This is a genomic window from Falsiroseomonas sp. CW058 (assembly GCF_050563535.1).
In the GTDB taxonomy this organism is placed as follows: Bacteria; Pseudomonadota; Alphaproteobacteria; order Acetobacterales; family Acetobacteraceae; genus Falsiroseomonas.
On the sequence record NZ_JBNXUO010000027.1, the window covers coordinates 15029 to 34528 of the forward strand.

At 74.3% G+C, this 19500-nt stretch carries 20 protein-coding genes; 10 read left to right on the forward strand and 10 right to left on the reverse strand.

Annotation, left to right across the window (positions count from 1 at the left end; translation table 11 throughout):
• Window positions 1-14 precede the first annotated feature (14 nt).
• On the reverse strand, window positions 15-797 hold the full coding sequence (gene hisN / locus ACK8OX_RS18965) for a histidinol-phosphatase (RefSeq protein WP_430665803.1): 783 nt from the start codon (window positions 795-797) through the stop codon (window positions 15-17).
• 109 nt (window positions 798-906) lie between these two features.
• Complete coding sequence (locus ACK8OX_RS18970; protein ID WP_430665804.1) at window positions 907-1443, reverse strand: c-type cytochrome; 537 nt, start codon at window positions 1441-1443, stop codon at window positions 907-909.
• 195 nt (window positions 1444-1638) lie between these two features.
• Here ACK8OX_RS18970 and ACK8OX_RS18975 point away from each other — a divergent pair, with 195 nt between their 5' ends.
• Window positions 1639-2538, forward strand: coding sequence for a prephenate dehydratase (locus tag ACK8OX_RS18975; protein ID WP_430665805.1), 900 nt, complete (start codon window positions 1639-1641; stop codon window positions 2536-2538).
• 185 nt (window positions 2539-2723) lie between these two features.
• Here the strand turns inward: ACK8OX_RS18975 and ACK8OX_RS18980 are convergent, their stop codons facing one another.
• The 3 genes from ACK8OX_RS18980 to ACK8OX_RS18990 are packed head-to-tail and all read right to left on the reverse strand — an operon-like array spanning window position 2724 to window position 5467.
• Complete coding sequence (locus tag ACK8OX_RS18980) at window positions 2724-3635, reverse strand: prephenate/arogenate dehydrogenase family protein (RefSeq protein ID WP_430665806.1); 912 nt, start codon at window positions 3633-3635, stop codon at window positions 2724-2726.
• Window positions 3625-4710: a histidinol-phosphate transaminase gene (gene hisC, locus ACK8OX_RS18985; RefSeq protein ID WP_430665807.1), complete on the reverse strand. Its 1086-nt coding sequence runs from the start codon at window positions 4708-4710 to the stop codon at window positions 3625-3627. The genes ACK8OX_RS18980 and hisC overlap by 11 nt, the downstream gene beginning before the upstream one ends.
• A gap of 13 nt (window positions 4711-4723) precedes the next feature.
• Window positions 4724-5467: a chorismate mutase gene (locus tag ACK8OX_RS18990; protein WP_430665808.1), complete on the reverse strand. Its 744-nt coding sequence runs from the start codon at window positions 5465-5467 to the stop codon at window positions 4724-4726.
• Window positions 5468-5617: 150 nt separating this feature from the next.
• Between ACK8OX_RS18990 and metX the strand changes: the two genes are divergently transcribed.
• Complete coding sequence (gene metX / locus ACK8OX_RS18995) at window positions 5618-6772, forward strand: homoserine O-acetyltransferase MetX (protein ID WP_430665809.1); 1155 nt, start codon at window positions 5618-5620, stop codon at window positions 6770-6772.
• Window positions 6773-6813: 41 nt separating this feature from the next.
• Complete coding sequence (gene metW, locus ACK8OX_RS19000; RefSeq protein WP_430665852.1) at window positions 6814-7413, forward strand: methionine biosynthesis protein MetW; 600 nt, start codon at window positions 6814-6816, stop codon at window positions 7411-7413.
• Between the two features lie 148 nt (window positions 7414-7561).
• On the opposite strand, the gene ACK8OX_RS19005 is transcribed toward metW, so the two are convergent.
• Window positions 7562-7735: a hypothetical protein gene (locus ACK8OX_RS19005; RefSeq protein ID WP_430665810.1), complete on the reverse strand. Its 174-nt coding sequence runs from the start codon at window positions 7733-7735 to the stop codon at window positions 7562-7564.
• Between the two features lie 205 nt (window positions 7736-7940).
• On the opposite strand from ACK8OX_RS19005, the gene ACK8OX_RS19010 reads away from it, so the two are divergent.
• The 7 genes from ACK8OX_RS19010 to ACK8OX_RS19040 all read left to right on the forward strand — a co-directional run bounded on the left by ACK8OX_RS19010 (window position 7941) and on the right by ACK8OX_RS19040 (window position 15253).
• Entirely contained in the window at window positions 7941-8930 is a 990-nt protein-coding gene (locus ACK8OX_RS19010; RefSeq protein WP_430665811.1) for a Bug family tripartite tricarboxylate transporter substrate binding protein, read from the forward strand.
• Window positions 8931-9195: 265 nt separating this feature from the next.
• The gene (gene phbB / locus ACK8OX_RS19015; protein ID WP_430665812.1) at window positions 9196-9918 is read left to right on the forward strand and encodes an acetoacetyl-CoA reductase; all 723 of its coding nucleotides are present in this window, start codon (window positions 9196-9198) and stop codon (window positions 9916-9918) included.
• Between the two features lie 2 nt (window positions 9919-9920).
• Window positions 9921-10571 carry a YciI family protein gene (locus tag ACK8OX_RS19020; protein WP_430665813.1) on the forward strand — a complete coding sequence of 217 codons (651 nt, stop codon included), beginning with the start codon at window positions 9921-9923 and terminating at the stop codon, window positions 10569-10571.
• 79 nt (window positions 10572-10650) lie between these two features.
• Window positions 10651-11616 carry a tripartite tricarboxylate transporter substrate binding protein gene (locus ACK8OX_RS19025; protein ID WP_430665814.1) on the forward strand — a complete coding sequence of 322 codons (966 nt, stop codon included), beginning with the start codon at window positions 10651-10653 and terminating at the stop codon, window positions 11614-11616.
• Window positions 11617-11698: 82 nt separating this feature from the next.
• Window positions 11699-12676: a Bug family tripartite tricarboxylate transporter substrate binding protein gene (locus tag ACK8OX_RS19030; protein ID WP_430665815.1), complete on the forward strand. Its 978-nt coding sequence runs from the start codon at window positions 11699-11701 to the stop codon at window positions 12674-12676.
• Between the two features lie 104 nt (window positions 12677-12780).
• Window positions 12781-13737, forward strand: coding sequence for an acetyl-CoA carboxylase carboxyltransferase subunit alpha (locus ACK8OX_RS19035; RefSeq protein ID WP_430665816.1), 957 nt, complete (start codon window positions 12781-12783; stop codon window positions 13735-13737).
• A 10-nt stretch (window positions 13738-13747) separates the two neighbouring features.
• The gene (locus ACK8OX_RS19040; protein ID WP_430665817.1) at window positions 13748-15253 is read left to right on the forward strand and encodes an MFS transporter; all 1506 of its coding nucleotides are present in this window, start codon (window positions 13748-13750) and stop codon (window positions 15251-15253) included.
• Between the two features lie 17 nt (window positions 15254-15270).
• Here the strand turns inward: ACK8OX_RS19040 and ACK8OX_RS19045 are convergent, their stop codons facing one another.
• The 4 genes from ACK8OX_RS19045 to ACK8OX_RS19060 form a co-directional block, all read right to left on the reverse strand.
• Complete coding sequence (locus ACK8OX_RS19045; protein ID WP_430665818.1) at window positions 15271-15528, reverse strand: hypothetical protein; 258 nt, start codon at window positions 15526-15528, stop codon at window positions 15271-15273.
• A 57-nt stretch (window positions 15529-15585) separates the two neighbouring features.
• Window positions 15586-16995 carry an ATP-binding protein gene (locus ACK8OX_RS19050; RefSeq protein ID WP_430665819.1) on the reverse strand — a complete coding sequence of 470 codons (1410 nt, stop codon included), beginning with the start codon at window positions 16993-16995 and terminating at the stop codon, window positions 15586-15588.
• Window positions 16996-17236: 241 nt separating this feature from the next.
• Window positions 17237-17917, reverse strand: coding sequence for a winged helix-turn-helix domain-containing protein (locus ACK8OX_RS19055; RefSeq protein WP_430665820.1), 681 nt, complete (start codon window positions 17915-17917; stop codon window positions 17237-17239).
• An 82-nt stretch (window positions 17918-17999) separates the two neighbouring features.
• Window positions 18000-19097, reverse strand: coding sequence for a trypsin-like peptidase domain-containing protein (locus ACK8OX_RS19060; protein WP_430665821.1), 1098 nt, complete (start codon window positions 19095-19097; stop codon window positions 18000-18002).
• Window positions 19098-19500 lie beyond the last annotated feature (403 nt).

Below are 19500 nucleotides of genomic sequence, written 5' to 3' on the forward strand. Positions count from 1 at the left end.
GGCAACCGCGGCCGTCAGCCGGCCAGCAGCTTTGATGCCTCCGCCAGCAGCGCGGGATCGCCCGCAGCCAGCACGGTCCCGTCGCCATCGAGGCGCAGCGGCCGCCCGGCCCAGTCCGTGCAGCGGCCGCCCGCGCCCTCGATCACCGGGACGAGGGCGGCCCAGTCCCAGGGCTTCATGGTGGCATCCACCACCAGGTCCACCAGGCCGAGCGCGAGGAGGCCATAGGCGTAGCAGTCGCCGCCCCAGGTGGTGCGGCGCGCGGCGGCCTTCACGGCGGCGAAGCGCGGCGCGGTCGCGGCATCGAACATGTCGGGGGAGGTGCAGGAGAGTTCCGCCTCCTCCAGCCGCGGGCAGGGCCGGCAGCGCGGCACCCCGCCCATGGCGGAGCGGAAGCGGGTGGGCTGGCCGGCAAGCCCGGTCCAGCGTTCGCCGGTAGCAGGCTGGTCGATGAGGCCGAGAACCGGCACGCCGCGGTGCAGCAGGCCGATCAACGTGCCGAACAGGGGGCGGCCGGTGACGAAGGCGCGGGTGCCGTCGATCGGGTCCAGCACCCAGACCCAGTCCGCACCGGGGTTGCTGTCGCCGTATTCCTCCCCGATCACGCCGTGGTCGGGGTGGCGGTCCGCGATCAGCGCGCGGATGGCGCGTTCGGCGGCGCGGTCCGCTTCGGTGACGGGGGAGGCATCGCCCTTCGCCTCCACCAGCAGGGCGGAGCGGAACAGCGGGCGGATGACCGCGCCCGCGGCCTCGGCGGCTGCTTCGGCGGTGGCAAGGAAATCGGCGGGCTCAGGCATCACGCCCCCTTCGGAAGGCGCAGCCCGGCAGCGTGTCCCGCCCCTGCCGCCCGGTTCCCCGCCGCGGCAGGATGCACCATCGGGCCGGGGCGGGCGCGCGGGCGGCGGATCAGGGCAGCGGCTTCGGGCTGGTGTCGAGGCTGCGCAGGAAGGCGATCAGGTCGGCGCGCTGGCCGGCATTGTTCAGCCCCGCGAAGGCCATGCGGGTGCCGGGCATGGCCGTGGCCGGGCGCGCGATGAAGGCGTTCAGCGCCTCGTAGTCCCAGGGCTTGTCGGCCAGGGCGCGGTTCGCGGCGGAGTAGTTGAAGCCCGCCACGCGCGCATGCGGCGCGCCGACGATGCCCCACAGGTTCGGGCCCACGCCGTTCGGCCCGCCCTGCGCGAAGTTGTGGCAGGACGCGCAGAGCCGGCCGGCGATGGCGCGGCCGTTGTCGGCATTGGCGGCGGCCAGCAGCGGCGCGATCGGCTCGAGCGCCGGGGCGGCCGGGGCGGCGGCGGCGGCCTGCTGCGGCGCCTCGCCGATCTGGATCGCGCTCTGGCTCAGGGGCTTCGGGTGGACGATGGCATCCGCCACCAGCCCGGCCGCCATGAAGGCGATGCCCGCGACGAGCGGGGCCGCGACGAACTTGTTGAATTCCAGACTCATCCCGGAATGCACCCTTCCCGAGCCATGATGCCGCCCCTTCGCGCGGACGCGCACCGCCGCGACCAGGGCAAGGGCGGCGCCAGGCTTGCGCCCGCGCCGCCCTGCCGTAAAACCGGCCGGAACATAGAGGCGGGCGCCGGGCTCGACAACCCGCCGCGCCCTGCCTTCCGCCCGACACGCACCCAGGATGCCGCGATGAACACGCCCGCCCCGACGCCGCGCCCGGACCAGACCGCGACGGGGGCGGCCGGGACCATCGCCTTCCAGGGCCTGCCCGGCGCCTATTCCGACCTGTCCTGCCGCCACGCCTATCCCGGCTGGGCGACCCTGCCCTGCCCGAGCTTCGAGGCGGCGATGACCGCCGTGCGCGAAGGCCGCGCGGGCCTGGCCATGCTGCCCTGCGAGAATTCGCTGGCCGGCCGCGTGCCCGACATCCACCGCCTGCTGCCGGATTCCGGCCTGCATGTGGTGGGCGAGCATTTCGAGCGGGTGGAGCACTGCCTGCTGGCGCCGAAGGGCGCGACGCTGGCCACGATCCGGCGCGCCCACAGCCATCCCGTCGCGCTCGGCCAGGTGCTGCGGCTGCTGCGGGAGATGGACCTGGCCGCGGTGATCGAGGCCGACACCGCCGGCGCCGCCGCCCTGATCGCCGAGCGCGGCGGGGTGGAGGACGCGGCCATCGCGAGCGAACTGGCGGCCGAGATCTACGGGCTCGACGTGCTGAAGCGGAACGTGGAGGACGAGAGCCACAACACCACCCGCTTCTACGTCATGTCGCGCACCCCCCTGGCCGGGCCGTTCGGGGCGGGCGAATGGGTGACCAGCTTCGTCTTCCGCGTCCGCAACATCCCCGCCGCGCTCTACAAGGCGCTGGGCGGCTTCGCGACCAACGGCGTGAACATGACCAAGCTCGAGAGCTACATGGTCGGCGGGTCCTTCAGCGCGACGCAGTTCCTGGCCGATGTGGACGGCCACCCGGACGACCCGGCGCTTCGCCGCGCGCTGGAGGAACTGGCCTTCTTCAGCAGCGAGCTGAAGGTGCTGGGTACCTACCGCGCGCATCCCTACCGGCTGGCGCAGCGCGAGGGGAACTGAGGGAGGCTGGGCCGCCCCGCCGCCTGCGGCAGGCGGGTGCTGTCATGCCGGCCGGCGTTGAAGGTGATCCGATGGCGGCGGGCGAAGCCCGCCGAGCCGCATCTGCGGCGAAGCCAGGGGACGCGGATGCGGCCCGCCCGGCGTCTGAGGGGGCGTGAATGTGTCAGCATTCACGCCGGTCAGTATCAGGCCTGCTTCCGCTCGATCAGGCCCTTGCGGATCTTCCGCCCGCGCTGGATGCGGTCCTCGATGAAGCCCGCCTCGCCCCAGCGCACGGCGCGGCCCAGCGCGTGCGCGTCCTCCACGAAGCGGCCCAGCATCTCCAGCAGGGCTTCGCGGTTGTTCAGGAAGACGTCGCGCCACATGGTCGGGTCGCTCGCCGCGATGCGGGTGAAGTCGCGGAAGCCGGAGGCGGCGAATTTCAGCACCGCCTCCTTCGTCTCCTCCGCCAGGTCGTCGGCGGTGGAGCAGATGGTGAAGGCGATCAGGTGCGGCAGGTGGCTGACGATGGCCACCACCTTGTCATGCGTCGCGGGGTCCAGCGTCTCGATCATGCTGCCGCAGCGGCGCCACAGCTCCGCCACCTTCTCCACCGCCGCCGGGTCGCTGTCCGGCAGGGGCGTCAGGATGGTGTAGCGGCCGCGGAACAGCTCGGCGAAGCCGGCATCGGGGCCGGAATACTCGGTGCCCGCCATCGGATGCGCCGGCACCAGGTGCACGCCTTCCGGCATCAGCGGGCCGAGGTCGCGCACCACGCTGCCCTTGGTGGAGCCGACATCGGTGACGATCGCGCCCCGCTTCAGGTGCGGCGCGACCGTCCGCATCACCTCGGCATAGGCGCCGACGGGGACGCAGAAGACCACACAATCCGCGCCTTCCACCGCTTTCGCCGCGTCCGGCTCCACCACGTCGGCGATGCCGAGTTCGCGCACGCGCTCCAGCGTCCGCGGCGTCTTGGCATGCGCCACCACGGTGCGGGCGAGGTCGCCGCGTTCCTTCGCGACACGCGCGATGGAGGAGCCGATCAGCCCGGTGCCGAGCAGGCAGAGCCGGTCGAACAGCGGCCCGCCGCCCGGGGCGGGGGGGTCAGCCGGCACGCGCGAAATCCGTCAGCGCCTCGATCACCAGCCCCACCTCCTCGGCCGTGCCGATGGTCACCCGCAGCGCCTGCGGCAGGCCGTAGCCGCCCATGGCGCGCACGATCAGCCCGCGCCCGCGCAGATGCGCATCCGCCGCCTTCGCGCGGTCCGCGCCGCCGAAATCCACCAGCGAGAAGTTGCCCTCGCTCGGCCAGACCTTGAGGCCGAGCGCCGCGAGCGCCGCCTCGAGGCGGCCGCGCTGCTCGGTGTTGTGGGCGACCGACCGCTCCACCCAGCCCGGCTCGGCCAGCGCCGCGATGCCGGCGGCCATGGCGGCGGCGTTCACGTTGAAGGGCCCGCGCACGCGGCCGAGGATGTCGACGATGGCGGGCGGCGCGTAGCACCAGCCCAGCCGCATCCCCCCCATGCCGAAGATCTTGGAGAAGGTGCGGCACATAACGGTGTTGGACCCCGCATCCACCAGCTTCTGGCCAGGGTCGTAGTCGGGCCGCGTGACGTATTCGGCATAGGCGGAGTCGAGCACCAGCAGCACGTCCTCGCGCAGGCCGTGGCGCAGGCGCACCACCTCGGACTGCGGCAGGATGGAGCCGGTGGGGTTGTTCGGGTTGGCCAGGAACAGCATCCGCGTGCGCGGCCCGACCGCGGCGAGCAGGCCGTCCACATCCGCCGTCAGGTCGCGTTCCGGCACCTTGATGACGCGGCAGCCGGCCCAGCGGCCGGTGATGTCGTACATCATGAAGCCATGGGCGGACATCACCAGCTCCGTCCCCTCCCCGCCATAGGCGAGGATGAGCATGGAGAGCAGTTCGTCCGAGCCGTTGCCGCAGACGATCCGCGCGGGGTCGAGCCCGAAGCGCGCGCCGATCGCCTCCCGCAGTGCCGTCGCGCCGCCATCGGGGTAGCGGTGCGCCTCCCTCGCCATCCCTGCGATCGCCGCGACGGCGCCGGGCGGCGGGCCGAAGGCGCCCTCGTTGGAGGAGAGCTTGATGATGCGGTTGACGCCCGGGACCTTGGATTCCCCCCCGACATAGGGCTCGACCGACAGGATGGACGGGCGCGGCATGACGCTCATGGCGGTGATCCGGTCAGGAGGGGAGGGGGACGGCATAGGCGCCGAGCACGGCCGCGCCGGCGGGAAGGCGCGGGTCGCCCGCAGGCAGGAAGCCGTCGATCTCGGCCAGCGCCAGGTCGCCGTCGCGGGTGAGGGAGGTGGCATGGAGGCCCGCCGCCCGCAGCGCGGCCTCGGCGCCGGCTTCCGGCAGGCGGACCAGCGTGCGGTCCTCGCCCGAAGGGTCGGGCGCGGCGGGGGAGAGGAGGAAGACCGGCGCGGCGGCCGGGCCGAAGAAGGGCAGCCGGGCGGTGACATGCAGGCGGTTGGGATCGAGCGTCCGCCACCATCGCCCCATCGGCAGGGCGGCGAGCGCGGCGGCCCCGGCCCCGGCCGCCGCGATGGCCGCGGCCGCGTCCTCCAGGCGGCTGATCGGGGCGGCAAGGCCGGCATGGGCGCGCAGCACCTCCATCCCCGCCTCGTCCAGGCAGGCGGCGAAGGGCAGGGGGGCCTGCATCGTGGTGGTGGCGGCCAGCAATTCGCGCCAGATCCGCACCAGCGCCGCCCGCGGCAGCGCCCCCCCGTGGCGGCCGAGCAGGCGGCGGAGGATGGCGGCTTCCCGCCCGGGGCGCAGCGCCGGGCCCGCGCCCTTGGCGCGGCTCGCGGCCAGGCGCGCCACCACGGCGGCGCGGCGCATCAGCAGGTCGTGCAGCGCGTCGTCCAGCGCGTCGATCTCGGCGCGCAGCGCGGCGATGTCGGAAGGCGGCTGGGTGTCGGGCATGGGGCTCACGTTTCCAGGCCCGTGCATAGACGCGGCGGCGCGCGGCGTGAAGGCGGCCCCCTCACGGGCGCGGGATGCGCCACACGCAACGGTTGCCGGCCGGGCCGCCCGCGCCTATTGCTGCCGCCCCCGTTGACGCCCCCGGACCCGATGACCGAGGCCCTTGCCCCCTTCCAGCGCCTGGACCACCAGCGCGTCGTCTTCGCCGACGGCCTGGCGCTGGATTGCGGCGCCGTGGTCGCGCCGCTCGCGGTCGCCTACCGCACCTACGGCACGCTGAACGCGGCGCGCAGCAACGCGGTGCTGATCTGCCACGCGCTGACCGGCGACCAGTACGTGGCGGAGCCGCACCCGCTGACCGGCAAGCCCGGCTGGTGGGAGACGCTGGTCGGGCCCGGCCGGCCGGTCGACACCGACCGCTACTTCGTCGTCTGCGCCAATGTGCTCGGCGGCTGCATGGGAAGCTCCGGCCCGCCCGAGGAGATGACGGATGCCGAAGGGCGGCCGACGGGGCGGCCCTGGGGCACCGATTTCCCGTCCGTCACCATCCGCGACATGGTCCGCGCCCAGAAGCGCCTGGTGGACCACCTGGGCATCCCGCGCCTGCTGGCGGTGGTCGGCGGGTCGATGGGCGGGATGCAGGTGCTGGAATGGGCCGCGACCTACCCGGAGATGGTGGTCGCCGCGGCGCCGATCGCGACCGCCACCTACCACTCCGCCCAGAACATCGCCTTCCACGAGGTCGGCCGCGCGGCCATCCACGGCGACCCCGACTGGAAGGGCGGCCGCTACTGGGAGGACGGACGCATCCCCGCCAAGGGCCTGTCGGTGGCGCGGATGGTGGCGCACATCACCTACCTGTCGGAAGCCGCGCTGGGGCGGAAGTTCGGCCGGCGGCTGCGCGGCGCCACGGCGCTGACCTTCCTCGAGGACGTGTTCGAGGTGGAGAGCTACCTGCGCCACCAGGGCAGCACCTTCGTCCGCCGCTTCGACGCCAACAGCTACCTGACCATCACGCGGGCGATGGACTTCTTCGACCTGGCGGCGGAGCACGGCGGGGACGTGGCCGCCGCCTTCCGCGGCACCGGCACGCGCTTCCTCGTCGCCTCCTTCAGCAGCGACTGGCTGTTCCCGACGGAGGAGAGCCGGAGCCTGGTGCGCGCGCTGAACGCGGCCGCCGCCAACGTGTCCTTCGTGGAGATCGCGACCGACAAGGGTCACGACGCCTTCCTGCTGGACGAGCCGGTGTTCCACCGCGCGCTCGGCGGCTTCCTGCGCGGCGCGGCGGAACGGGTGGGGGTGTGATGCCGGACGCGCCGCAGGAGATCCGCTTCGTCGCGAAGAACATGCGCCTCGACCTCCGCCTGATCGCGGGGATGATCGAGCCGGGGGCGCGCGTGCTCGACATCGGCTGCGGCGACGGCGCGCTGATCGACCACCTGACGCGCCAGAAGCGGGCCGATGCGCGGGGGATCGAGATCGACATGGCGGAGGCGACGGAAGCGGTGGCCGCCGGCCTGCCGGTGATCCACGGCGACGCCGACACCGACCTCGCCTTCTACCCCGACGGCGCCTTCGACTACGTGGTGCTGAGCCGCACGCTGCAGGCGGTGGAGAAGCCGCGCGAGGTGTTGCGCCAGATGACGCGGATCGGCCGGCACGCCATCGTCAGCTTCCCGAATTTCGGCCACTGGCAGCTGCGCTGGAAGCTGCTGACCACCGGGCGGATGCCGGACAACGAGACCTGGGACCGGAAGTGGTACGAGACGCCCAACATCCACCCCTGCACGATCCGCGACTTCTTCGACCTCTGCGCGCTCGAAGGCTATGTCGTGGACCGCTGGCTGGCGGTGGACGAACAGGGGCTGCGCTCGCCCTGGAAGCGTTCGCCCTGGCTGGCCAACCTGTTCGGCGAACAGGCGCTGTTCCTGCTGCGGCGGCGGTAGCGGCGCCGGGTCGTCGCCGGTCGCGGTGCCGGGTCGTCGCCGGTCGCGGTGCCGGGTCGTCGCCGGTCGCGGTGCCGGGTCGTCGCCGGTCGCGGCGCCGGGTCGTCGCCGGTCGCGGCGCCGGGTCGTCGCCGGTCGCGGCGCCGGGTCAGTGCAGCGCCGCGCCCGCCAGCGTGCGGCGCTGCGCCAGGGCGGGCACCAGGGCGGCGGCGATGGCGGCGTGCTTCGCCGCGGCCTCCGCGCCCAGGCGTCGGCACTCGGCCTCGACATAGGCCAGCATCATCACCAGCGCGGCGTGATCGGACGACTCGGTCTCGGGCATCGACGACATGGTGTGATCCATAGTGCTGGGGGGCAGAGAACGGCTGGGCATGTCGAGCGTGACTCTGCATGTCGGTCACGGGGTTGTGAAGACTGAATATAATAAGATGATATTCAATTCTTGGTTGAGAATCGGCCGCCGCCACTCCCCCCGTTGTCCCGCCCCGCCCCCGCCGCGCATCATGCGGCACCTGGGAGACGACACGATGACGACGACACGCCGCACCCTGCTCGGCGCCGCCCTGGCTGCGCCGCTTGCCGCCCCCGCCCTTGCGCAGGGCGTCGCGCCATCGCCCTGGCCGACGCGGCCGATCCGCCTGGTCATCCCCTTCGCCGCCGGCGGCACCACCGACATCATCGGCCGGCTGATGGCGGACGAGATGTCGCGCAGCCTCGGCCAGCCCATCGTGGTGGAGAACCGCGGCGGCGCGGGCGCCACGCTCGGCACCGGGCTGGTCGCGCAGGCGGCGCCGGACGGCTACACGCTGCTGCTCTCCACCATCTCCGGCATGGCGATCGGCAACACGCTGTACCGCGACCGGATCCAGTGGGACGCGGACCGCGACTTCGCGCATATCGCGATGCTGCTCGGCACGCCCTACCTGCTGGTGGTGAACCCGCGCTTCCCCGCGCAATCCGTCGCCGACTACGTGGCGGAGGCGCGGCGCCGGCCGCAGGGGCTGGAATTCGCCACCTCCGGCGTCGGCAGCGTGCCGCACCTGCTCGGCCTGCGGCTGGCGCAGGCGACGGGGATCAGCCTGACCCACATCCCCTATCGCGGCGGCGCGCAGGCGGCCACCGACGTGATGGCCGGCGTGGTGCCGAGCATGATCGACAGCCTGACGGCCGCCAGCGCCAACATGCGCGCCAATGTCGTCCGCGCGCTCGCCTTCTCCTCGCCCGAGCGGATCGCGGATTTCCCCTCCGTCCCGACCTTCGCGGAACTCGGCATGCCGCAGCTCAACGCCGACGGCTGGGCCGGGCTCGCCGCGCCCGCGCGCACGCCGCGCCCGGTGCTGGAGAAGCTGGCGGAGGCGGTGCGCGCCGCGCAGGCCGCACCCAACGTGCAGCGCCGCTTCGCCGAGACGGCGACCCAGCCCGGCCGCGTCTTCCTCGACGACGCGCAGGCCTTCGTCCGCGCCGAGGTCGCGGCCTGGGCGCCGGTGGTGCGCGCTTCGGGCGCGACGCCGGAATAGGCCGGGGCGGGGCGCGAAAGAAACCCCGGCGGGAAGCCCGCCGGGGCGAGTCGAGGGAGGAAACGTCCAGGAAGGTCCCCGGCGCCCTGCGCCGCGGGACGGGGCAGAGAATGGCGGTCCCGCGGTCGTTCCGCCTTGACCTGCATCAACCGCCGTCGCGGATCGCGCCGAGGATGCGTTTGCCCTGCCCGCCAACCCGCGCGAGGATGGGCAGCGCGGGAGCATCCCGCGCCGAAAAGGCAGGCCGAACAGGGAGAATGGCGGCATGGCACGTGTGGCACTGGTCACCGGCGGACAGCGCGGCATCGGCGCCGCGATCAGCGAGGCGCTGCAGGCCGCCGGGCGCAAGGTCGTGGCCTCCTACGCCGGCAACGATGCCGCCGCGCAGGCCTTCACCGAGCGCACCGGCATCCCCTGCTACAAGTTCGACGTCGGCGACTACGAGGCCTGCACCGCCGCGGTGGCGCGGATCGAGGCGGAGGTCGGCCCGGTGGAGATCCTGGTGAACAACGCCGGCATCACCCGCGACGCGATGATGCGGAAGCTGACGCGCCAGATGTGGGACGACGTGATCGATACCAACCTCGGCTCCTGCTACAACATGTGCAAGGCGGTGTGGGACGGCATGAACGCCCGCAAGTTCGGCCGCATCGTCAACATCGGCTCGGTCAACGGCCAGGCGGGGCAGCTCGGCCAGGTGAACTACGCCGCGGCGAAGTCCGGCATCCACGGCTTCACCAAGGCGCTCGCGCAGGAAGGCGCCCGCAACCAGATCACCGTCAACGCCGTCGCCCCCGGCTATGTCGACACCGAGATGGTGCGCGCCGTGCCGGCCGAGGTGCTGGAGAAGATCATCGCCCGCATCCCGCGCGGGCGGCTCGGCACCGCGCAGGACATCGCCCGCGGCGTCGCCTTCCTGACCGCCGACGACGCCGACTTCATCACCGGCTCCACGCTGTCGATCAATGGCGGGCAGCACATGTACTGACCATGGCCTTCGCGCTGCTCGCCTTCGACGGCACCGATGCGGGCGCGCCGGCGCGGCGGGCGGCGGCGCGGGACGCGCATGTCGCCTTCATCACGGCGGAGGCGGCGGCCGGTCGGCTCCGCCTCAGCCTGCCGCTGCGCGACGAGGCCGGGCGCACGCTCGGCTCGCTCACCCTGCTCGACGTGCCGGACCGCGCCGGGGTCGCCGCCTATCTCGCGGCCGAGCCGCTGGCGGCGGGGCGGGTCTGGCGGCGGGTGCAGGTGCGGGATTTCCGCATCGCCCCGCTGCCCTACCGCCCCTGGCCCGAACCCACCGGGCAGGCGCCGCCCGGGCGCACCCACACCGTCGTCGTCGCCTTCGACGGCACCGATCCGGGGGCGGAGGCGCGCCGGGGCGCCGCGCGGCCGCGGCACATGGACCGCATCCGGCCCTTCGCCAGGGACGGCACGCTGCTGGTCGGCGGCGCCCTGCTGGACGCGCCGGGGGGACGCATGATCGGCTCCATCGCCGTCACCCGCCACGCGACCGATGCCGAGGCCGCCGCCTGGTGGGCCGAGGACCCCTACATGGCCGAGGGCGTCTGGCGCGACGTCGCCCGCTGGGGCACCGCGCTGCGCCCGCTGCCCTACCCCCCGCTGCCCGGCGAGGCCTGACGCGCGAAGGCGTTTCGGCCTTTCGCGCCGCCCTGCGAGGCGCTAGGTGACCCGCAACGAACCAACCGGGAGACACCGCATGCTCACGCGCCGACGCCTGGCCGGCCTGATGGCGGCCGCGCCGCTCGCCGCCCCCGCCCTCGCCCAGGGGGCCTGGACGCCGGAGCGCAGCATCACCCTCGTCGTCGCCTTCGCGGCCGGCGGCGGCACCGACCTCGCGGCCCGGACCATCGCCCGCTTCATGGAGAAGGACCTCGGCGTCTCCGTCGTGGTGCTGAACCGGCCGGGGGCGGGCGGCGAGATCGGCTTCGCCGAACTGGCCCGCGCGCGGCCCGACGGCCACACGATCGGCTTCATCAACACGCCCCACATCGTCACCCTGCCGATCGAGCGGCGCACCCGCTTCCAGCTGTCCGACTTCACGCTGATCGCGAACATCGTGGACGATCCGGGCGGGCTCTGGGTGCTGGCGGACAGCCCGCACCGGACGCTGGCGGACCTGCTGGCCGCGGCCCGCGCCCGGCCGGAGACGATCGGCTACGGCACCACCGGCATCGGCTCCGACGACCACCTGGCGATGCTGGCGCTGGAGCGGAAGGCGAATGCGCGCTTCCTGCACGTCCCCTTCGCGGGCAGCGCGCAGGTGAAGCAGAACCTGCTGTCGCGCGCGATCCCGGTGGCGGTGATGAATGTCGCCGAGGGCGTGATCGAGATGCGCCAGGGCGTGCTGCGCCCGCTCGCGCAGATGGGGGAAGCGCGCTGGGCGCCGCTGGGGGACACGCCGACGCTGCGCGAGCTCGGCTTCGACGTGGTCGAGGGGTCGATGCGCGGCATGGCCGCCCCGGCCGGCATGCCGCCTGCCGCGCTGGAACGCCTGGCGCTGTCCGTCCGCCGCACGGTGGACGACCCCGAATTCCAGCAGGCCGCCTTGCAGCAGAACCTGCCGCTGCGCTTCCTGGCCCCCGATGCCTACAGCGCGGAGCTGCGGGCGCTGCAGGCGCGCTACCAGGCGCTCTGGGCCGAGCATCCCTGGCGCGAGCAGTAAGGCACGCGCCGCCGCGGCGCCTTCCGGGCGCGGCGGCGTGCCTGTAGCCTTGCCCGCAACACGCCGAAGGAGGAACACGCCCATGCGCCGCCGCACCCTTGCCGCCGGCCTGCCCGCCGGCCTCGCCCTCGCCGCCCTGCCGCGCGGCGCGCGCGCGCAGGCCGACTACCCGAACCGGCCCATCCGCATGATCGTCGGCTTCGCCGCCGGCGGCGGCACCGACCTGACGGCGCGCAGCCTCCAGTCGAAGCTGCAGCAGGCGATCGGCGGCAGCATCGTCATCGACAACCGCCCCGGCGCCGGCGGCAACCTGGCGACCGAGCTGACGGTGCGCGCCGCGCCCGACGGCTACACGCTGCTGATGGGCACCATCGCGGCGCTGGCCATCAACCCGACGCTGTACCGCAACCTCGGCTTCAACCCGCAGACGGACCTGACGCCGATCAGCCAGTCCGGCTCGATCCTGAACGTGCTGGTGGTGCCGGCCGACCGGCCGTGGCGGACGCTGGGCGACCTCATCGCCGCGGCGCGCGCGCGGCCCGACACCATCACCTACGGCTCCTCGGGCGTCGGCGGCGCGGGGCACCTGGCGGGGGCGCTGCTGGACCGGATGGCGGGCGTCACGACGGTGCATGTGCCCTATCGCGGCGGCGGGCCGCTGATGACGGACCTGGTCGGCGCGAAGATCGACTACGCCTTCTCCACCGCCCCCACCGCCATCCCGCAGATCGAGGCGGGCAAGCTCCGCGCGCTGGCCGTGCCCACGCCCGGCCGTTCCGCCCTGCTGCCCGACGTGCCGGCGGTGGCGGAGACGCTGCCGGGCTACGAGGTCGGCAACTGGTACGCGCTCGTCGGCCCCCGCGGCCTGCCGCGGCCCATCGTGGACCGGCTGGCGGCCGCGATGCGCACCACGCTCGAGGACCCCGAGGTGCGCCGCCACCTCGCGGCGCATGGCGTGGAGCCCACGCCCTCCACGCCCGAGGAACTCGGCCGCTTCATCCGCGACGAGACGGAGAAATGGGCGCCGATCATCCGCGCCACCGGCGCGACGCCGGACTGACATCGGCGGCATCGCGCTTGCGTGCCCCCGGGCGGCCGCCATCCGGCGGCCCGGGGCGGCTTCCCTTCCACCCGCCCCGGTTCCACGCTAAAGCCGCGCCCGACATGCGCCACTTCCTGGAATTCGAGAAGCCGATCGCCGAGCTGGAAGGCCGGATCGAGGAGCTGCGCCGGACCACCGACGCCGGCGGCATCGACGTCGCCGACGAGGTCGCGAAGCTTCGCGACAAGGCCGAGACGCTGCTGCGCCAGACCTATGCCAGGCTCACGCCCTGGCAGAAGACGCTGGTCGCGCGCCACCCCGACCGGCCGAAGGGCGCCGACTACGTGCGCGCGCTGATCGAGGACTGGACGCCGCTGGCCGGCGACCGCGCCTTCGCCGACGACCTTGCCGTGGTCGCCGGGCTCGGCCGGTTCCGCGGCCGCGCGGTGGCGGTGCTGGCGACCGAGAAGGGCCACGACACCGAAAGCCGCGTGAAGCACAATTTCGGCATGGCCCGGCCCGAGGGCTACCGCAAGGCGCGGCGCATCATGGAACTCGCCGGCCGCTTCGGCCTGCCGATCCTGTCCTTCGTGGACACCGCCGGCGCCTTCCCGGGGATCGAGGCCGAGGCCCGCGGCCAGGCGGAAGCCATCGCGCGGTCCATCGAGGCCGGGCTCGACGCCCCCGTGCCCTTCATCGCCACCATCATCGGCGAAGGCGGATCGGGCGGCGCCATCGCGCTTGCCGCCGCCGACCGGGTGCTGATGCTGGAACACGCGACCTATTCGGTGATCTCGCCCGAGGGCTGCGCGAGCATCCTGTGGCGCGACGCCGCGCAGGCGCCGCAGGCGGCGGAGGCGCTGAAGCTGACGGCCGAGGACCTGCGCCGCCTCGCCCTGGTGGATGCCGTGGTGCCGGAGCCGCTCGGCGGCGCGCATCGCGACCCGGCGGCGATGATGGCCGCGGTCGGCCGCCAGATCGGCGACTGCCTCGACCCGCTGCTCGCCCTCGACGGGCCGACTCTGCGCGCCCGCCGGCGCGAGAAGTTCCTGGAGATGGGCCGCGCCGGCGTGGCCTGAGGCGCCGCGCATGCCCCCCCGCGACGACGCCCCCGGCCCCCCCACCGATCCCGCCGAGTTGCGGCGGCTGTTCTTCCGCGTCTTCCCCGCCGTCGCGCTGGCCATGTTCGGCGCGGCGCTGGACCAGACCATCGTCGCCGCCGCCCTGCCCGCCATCGCCCGTTCGCTGGGCGAGGTCGAGCGCGTGTCCTTCGTGGTGGTCCTCTACCTCGTCGCCAACACGGTCGCGGCGCCAGTCTACGGGCGGCTCGGCGACGCCTTCGGGCGCCAGCGGATGCTGCTCGTCGCGCTCGCGGTCTATGCGTTCGGCGCGGCCTGCTGCGCGCTGGCGCCGAACCTGGCCGCGCTCGGCGCGGCGCGGATGGTGCAGGGCTTCGGCGGCGGCGGGCTGATCGCGCTGCCCATCGCGCTGATCGCGGAGGCGGTGCCACCGCGCGAACGGTCCCGCTTCCAGGGGTGGATCGCGGGCATCTTCACCACCGCCAGCGCGCTCGGCCCCGTCGCGGGCGGGGTGCTGACGGAGTTGTTCGGCTGGCGCGCGGTGTTCCTGCTGCCGTTGCCGCTCGCGGCCATCGCCGCCTGGCTGGCGGCGACGCGGCTGGGGGGTGCGTCGAAGGGGCAGCGCCGCGGCTTCCGCTTCGACTGGCCGGGCCTCGTGCTGTTCGCGCTGTTCGTCGGGCCGGCGCTGCTGGCGCTGGACCAGGCGCGGCGGCTCACGCCCGGGGCGCTGGCGGTGGGCGCGGCGCTCGCGCTCCTCGCGGCCGGCGCGCTGCTGCTGCTGCTGCGGCAGGAGAGGCGCGCGGGCGACCCGCTGCTGTCGCCCGACCTGCTGGGCGAGCCCACGATATGGCGGGCCAACCTGCTCTCGGCACTGACCTCCGCCGCCTTCGTCGGCTGCATCGCCTTCCTGCCGATCTACTTCGCCGCGGTGCGCGGCCTGTCGCCGGCGCAGGCGGGGCTGGCGCTGCTGCCGCTGTCGGCCATGGCGGGGGTGGGGGCGGTGGTCGCGGGTTCGCTGCTGGCGCGCACGGGGCGGACGATGGCCTGGGCCGGCGGCGGGCTGGCGCTGGCGGCGGCGGTGCTCGGGCTGGTCGCGCTCGGCGTCGGGGTGCTGCCGCTGTGGCTGCTGGCGCTGCTGCTCGCGCTCGTGTCGATGGGTTTCGGCGCGACCTTCCCGATGGTGCAGATCAGCGTGCAGGTGGCGGCGGGGCGGGAAAGGCTGGGGGCGGCCACCGCCTCGGTGCAGTTCAACCGCTCGCTCGGCGCCGCGACCGGGGCGGCGCTGCTGGGCGCGGTGCTGTTCGGCGCGCTGGCGGCGGCGGGGGGCGACACCGCGGCGCTGTTCGTCGCGCTGGTGAACCGCGGCCCCGATGCGCTCGCGGCCCTGCCGGACGCCGCCCGGGCGGGATTCCGCGACGACATGGTCGCCGCCTTCCGCGCCGCCTTCGCCACCGCCGCGTTGCTGGCCGCGATCGCCGCCTGGGTGTCGACGCGGGTGCCGCTGCGGCGGGTGTAGCGGATCCTGCCGGCGGATCAGCCGCCGATCGACTGCGCGGCGCGCAGCGCGCGGCGCAGCTTGGCGATGCCGGTGCGGACATGCCCCGTCTCGCACAGCCGCCGGCCTTCCTCCGCCAGGCTGCGCGTCGGCTCCTGCCGCGATCCGGGCTGGGCCTGCAGGCGCGTGGCCAGTTCGTCGCAATAGGACGAGCTGTCGGTGGTGACGCGAAGCGGCTGTTCCGCCCTGGCGGGGAAGGCCGCGAGCAGCGCCAGCAGGAAGGGCATCACGCGCATCGCGCCATTATGGGGCGACGACATGCTCGCCCCGGTGGCCAGCCGGTGAAAGCGCCGTCACGCGACCGGCAGCCGCAGCGTGACCTTCAGCCCCGGCGGGTCCGCGCCGGGATGGGCGTCATCGAGCACGACGTCGCCGCCATGCAGCGCCGCCACCGCCCGCACCAGCGACAGGCCGAGCCCCGATCCCGGCGTGCTGCGCGCCGCATCGGCGCGGAAGAAGCGTTCGCCCGCCCGCGCGCGGTCACCGGGCGGCAGGCCCGGCCCGTCATCGGCGACGGACACCTCCAGCAGCCCCGGCGCCGCGGCGGCGGCCAGCCGGACGGTCCCGCCTTCGGGCGTGAACTTCAGCGCGTTGTCCAGCAGGTTCGCCACTGCCTGCATCAGCAGGTCGCGGTCGCCCACCAGGGGCAGCGCCGCCGGCAGCTCCGCCAGCAGGTGCTGCTCCCGCGCTTCCGCCGCCGCGCCGTACAGCTCCGCCGCATCGGCCAGCGCGGGGGCGAGGTCGATGGGCGCGAAGGCGGCGCGGCGCGCGCCGGCCTCCACCTCCGCGATGCGCAGCACCGCCTGGAAGACGCGCACGATGCCGTCGAGGTCGGCGATGCCCTGTTCCACCGCGGCGCGCAGCGCCTCCTCGTCGCGCGCGGAATGCAGCGCCTCTTCCAGCTTGTTGCGGGCGCGCGCGATCGGGGTGCGCAGGTCGTGCGCGATCGCGTCCGACACGCCGCGCACGCCTTCCATCAGCTGCGCGATGCGGTCCAGCATCGTGTTCATGGTGCGACCGAGCCGGTCGAATTCGTCGTCGCGGTCGGACAGCGGCACGCGCCGCGTCAGGTCGCCCGCCGCGATCTCCTCCGCCGTGCCGTAGACCGGCAGCAGGCGCTTCTCCAGCGCGCGGCGCAGCAGGAAGGCGCCGAACAGCGCGATGGCGGCGGAGGCGGAGGCCGCCCAGGCGATGCCCTCCGACAGCAGGCCGCGCAGGCGCAGCTTCTCCGCGACATCGCGCCCGACCAGCAGGCGGTGGCCGCCGTTGAATTCCAGCCGCAGCAGCCGCGCCTCGCTCACCGCGCCGTCGCGCAGCAGCGGCATGCGGATCCAGGGCTGTTCCGCATTCGCCTCCGACGGCCAGGATTCGAGGTTGCCGGCCAGCTTGCGGCCGTCCGGCCCCACCAGCAGGTAGAGGGACTCGTTCTGCACGTCGAGCGCGAGGCGGTCCTCGATCGCCGCGACCAGCGCGTCGGCCGCGCCGTCGCGGCGGCGTTCCACCAGCGCGGCGGCATCGGCGCGGATGGCGGAATCCACCTGCCGCTCCAGCGACCCCGCGGTGTTCCACCACAGCACGACCGCGGCGGCGGTGGCGGCGGCGGCGAAGAAGGCGGTGAAGAACAGCGCGAAGCGGCCCGATGCGCTGCGCAGCAGCCCGATCAGCGGCGGCTCTCCGCCCGCGGCCAGCGGCGGCGGGGGCATTATGCGGTGCCCTCAGACGGCGGGCGGCCGCTCCGCGGCCTTGCCTTCGCGCCGACACGCCGTCGCGCCGGGCCATGCGGGGGCGCTGCGCGCGGGGCCGCGTTGCGGCCCGTCATGGCGTGCCCGGATGGCGGGCGGCCGCTCCGCGGCCTTGCCTTCGCGCCGACGCGCCGTCGCGCCGGGCCATGCGGAGGCGTCGCCAGGCCCTCCCCCGCGCCGCGGGGGAAGGCGGGGGCTGGGCTCACCCCTCCGCCCGCATCATGTAGCCGGCGTTGCGGACGGTGTGGATCAGCGGCTTGTCGAAGCCCTTGTCCAGCTTGTGCCGCAGCCGCGACACATGCACGTCGATGACGTTGGTCTGCGGGTCGAAGTGGTAGTCCCACACCTTCTCCAGCAGCATCGTGCGCGTCACCACCTGCCCGGCATGGCGCATCAGGTGTTCGAGAAGGCGGAATTCCCGCGGCTGCACGTCGATCTTCTTGCCCGCCCGCGTCACCGTGCGGCTCAGCAGGTCCAGCTCCAGGTCGGCGACCTTCAACCGCGTCGTCGGCACTTCCGCCGCCGGGCGGCGGCCCAGCGCCTCGACCCGGGCCAGCAGCTCTGCGAAGGCGAAGGGCTTGGTCAGGTAGTCGTCGCCGCCCGCCTTCAGGCCCTTCACCCGCTCATCCACCGCCGACAGCGCCGACAGGAACAGCACCGGCGTGCGGTTGCCCTGCCCGCGCAGCGTCTCCACCAGTCGCACCCCGTCCACGCCGCCGGGCAGCATGCGGTCCAGCACCAGCACGTCGAAGGCCTCGGACGCCGCCATGAACAGGCCGTCGCGGCCATTGGCGGCGTGTTCCACCGTGTGCCCGGCCTCCTGCAGCCCCTTCTTCACGAAGCGGGCGACCTCGGCATCGTCCTCGACCAGCAGGATTCTCATGGCCTCACACCGGCATGCATGCGCGTGAGTCTAGACGGGGGGCCCCAGGGCGGCAATCACGCGCCCGGCGGCCCCGTCCGCGTCAGCCCTGCGGCGTCTGCGGCCGGCGGCCGACCTGCACCGGGATCTCGGCCGGCCGGCCGTCGCGCAGGATGGAAAGGCGCACGGTCTGGCCCGGCGCCACCGCGGCGATGTTGCGCACCAGCACGCGCGACGTCTCGACCCGGTCGCCGTTGATCGCGACCACCTGGTCGCCCGCGCGGAGCCCCGCGCGCGCCGCCGGGCTGCCGCGCTCGACCCCCGCGATCAGCACGCCGCGCGCGGCGGGCTGGGCGCGCCGCGCGCCTTCCTCCGGCGGCAGGTCCTGCACCGAGACGCCGAGCCAGCCACGCTCCACCCGGCCGCCGCGCAGCAGCTGGTCCACCACCGGCCGCGCCAGGTCGGACGGCACCGCGAAGCCGATGCCGGCCGAGGCGCCGGAGGGCGAGTAGATGGCCGTGTTGATGCCGATCACCTCGCCCGCCATGTTGAACAGCGGGCCGCCGGAATTGCCGGGGTTGATCGGCGCGTCGGTCTGGATGAAGTCGTCGAAGGGCCCCGCCCCGATGTCGCGCCCGCGGGCCGAGACGATGCCCGAGGTGACGGACCCGCCGAGCCCGAAGGGATTCCCCGCCGCCAGCACCCAGTTGCCGACGCGCAGCCCCCCCGAACCGCCCCAGGGCACCGCCGGCAGCGGGCGCGCCGCCTCCACCCGCAGCACCGCCAGGTCCGTCAGCTCGTCCGCGCCGACAACGCGCGCCTGGTATTCCTGCCCGTCCTGGAGCGAGACGACGACGCGCGTGGCGTTGCCGATCACATGGTTGTTGGTCACCACCAGGCCCGAGGGGTCGATGATGAAGCCCGACCCCGCGCCCTGCACCTGGGGGCCCCGCCCGCGGCGTTCGCGGAAATAGCGTTCGAAGGGCGTTCCGCGCAGCTCGGCCGGCACCTCGGCGCCCCGCTGCTCGGTGGTGACGGCGATGTTCACCACCGCGGGCAGCACGCGTTCGGCCAGGTCGGCGAAGTCCGGCAGGGCGGCCACGGCGCTGCGCTGCGCCTGGGCGGGCGGGGCGCCGGCGCAGCCGGCGACGGGAACCAGGGCAAGGGCGGCAAGGCCGCGGCGGGTCAGGACGCTCGACATGGGACCTCGTGGGGATCTGGCGCCGGGCATATGGGCGGGCCGGCCTGGGGCGCACCATGCGTCCGGGTGGCGCCCCGTTCAACCTTGGGCGCGCGGGATGATGCCGTCGGTCATCTGCGATGACCGACGGCGTATCTTGTTGCCCTCAGGCGCCGGGCGGCCGCATCCGCGGCCTTGGCTTCGCGGCACTTGCCGCGGCCGCCATCCGGCGGCTCGGACGGCTTCGCCGTCCGGGAGTTTTCCGTGCCCTCAGGCGCCGGGCGGCCGCATCCGCGGCCTTGGCTTCGCGGCACTTGCCGCGGCCGCCATCCGGCGGCTCGGACGGCTTCGCCGTCCGGAGGTTATCCGTACCCTCAGGCGCCGGGCGCCATCCGGCGCCTCGGATCGCAGGGCCATCCGCGAT

Bases quoted from the DNA above. Each gene is read 5' to 3' on its own strand.
- ACK8OX_RS19040 (WP_430665817.1), top strand. From the start codon at position 13,748: ATGCCCCCCCGCGACGACGCCCCCGGCCCCCCCACCGATCCCGCCGAG.
- ACK8OX_RS18975 (WP_430665805.1), top strand. From the start codon at position 1,639: ATGAACACGCCCGCCCCGACGCCGCGCCCGGACCAGACCGCGACGGGG.
- ACK8OX_RS19045 (WP_430665818.1), bottom strand. From the start codon at position 15,528: ATGCGCGTGATGCCCTTCCTGCTGGCGCTGCTCGCGGCCTTCCCCGCC.
- ACK8OX_RS19010 (WP_430665811.1), top strand. From the start codon at position 7,941: ATGACGACGACACGCCGCACCCTGCTCGGCGCCGCCCTGGCTGCGCCG.
- ACK8OX_RS19055 (WP_430665820.1), bottom strand. From the start codon at position 17,917: ATGAGAATCCTGCTGGTCGAGGACGATGCCGAGGTCGCCCGCTTCGTG.
- ACK8OX_RS18970 (WP_430665804.1), bottom strand. From the start codon at position 1,443: ATGAGTCTGGAATTCAACAAGTTCGTCGCGGCCCCGCTCGTCGCGGGC.
- ACK8OX_RS18990 (WP_430665808.1), bottom strand. From the start codon at position 5,467: ATGCCCGACACCCAGCCGCCTTCCGACATCGCCGCGCTGCGCGCCGAG.
- hisC (WP_430665807.1), bottom strand. From the start codon at position 4,710: ATGAGCGTCATGCCGCGCCCGTCCATCCTGTCGGTCGAGCCCTATGTC.
- ACK8OX_RS19025 (WP_430665814.1), top strand. From the start codon at position 10,651: ATGCTCACGCGCCGACGCCTGGCCGGCCTGATGGCGGCCGCGCCGCTC.
- ACK8OX_RS19030 (WP_430665815.1), top strand. From the start codon at position 11,699: ATGCGCCGCCGCACCCTTGCCGCCGGCCTGCCCGCCGGCCTCGCCCTC.
- ACK8OX_RS19050 (WP_430665819.1), bottom strand. From the start codon at position 16,995: ATGCCCCCGCCGCCGCTGGCCGCGGGCGGAGAGCCGCCGCTGATCGGG.
- metW (WP_430665852.1), top strand. From the start codon at position 6,814: ATGCGCCTCGACCTCCGCCTGATCGCGGGGATGATCGAGCCGGGGGCG.
- ACK8OX_RS19060 (WP_430665821.1), bottom strand. From the start codon at position 19,097: ATGTCGAGCGTCCTGACCCGCCGCGGCCTTGCCGCCCTTGCCCTGGTT.
- ACK8OX_RS19035 (WP_430665816.1), top strand. From the start codon at position 12,781: ATGCGCCACTTCCTGGAATTCGAGAAGCCGATCGCCGAGCTGGAAGGC.
- phbB (WP_430665812.1), top strand. From the start codon at position 9,196: ATGGCACGTGTGGCACTGGTCACCGGCGGACAGCGCGGCATCGGCGCC.
- metX (WP_430665809.1), top strand. From the start codon at position 5,618: ATGACCGAGGCCCTTGCCCCCTTCCAGCGCCTGGACCACCAGCGCGTC.
- ACK8OX_RS19005 (WP_430665810.1), bottom strand. From the start codon at position 7,735: ATGCCCGAGACCGAGTCGTCCGATCACGCCGCGCTGGTGATGATGCTG.
- ACK8OX_RS19020 (WP_430665813.1), top strand. From the start codon at position 9,921: ATGGCCTTCGCGCTGCTCGCCTTCGACGGCACCGATGCGGGCGCGCCG.
- hisN (WP_430665803.1), bottom strand. From the start codon at position 797: ATGCCTGAGCCCGCCGATTTCCTTGCCACCGCCGAAGCAGCCGCCGAG.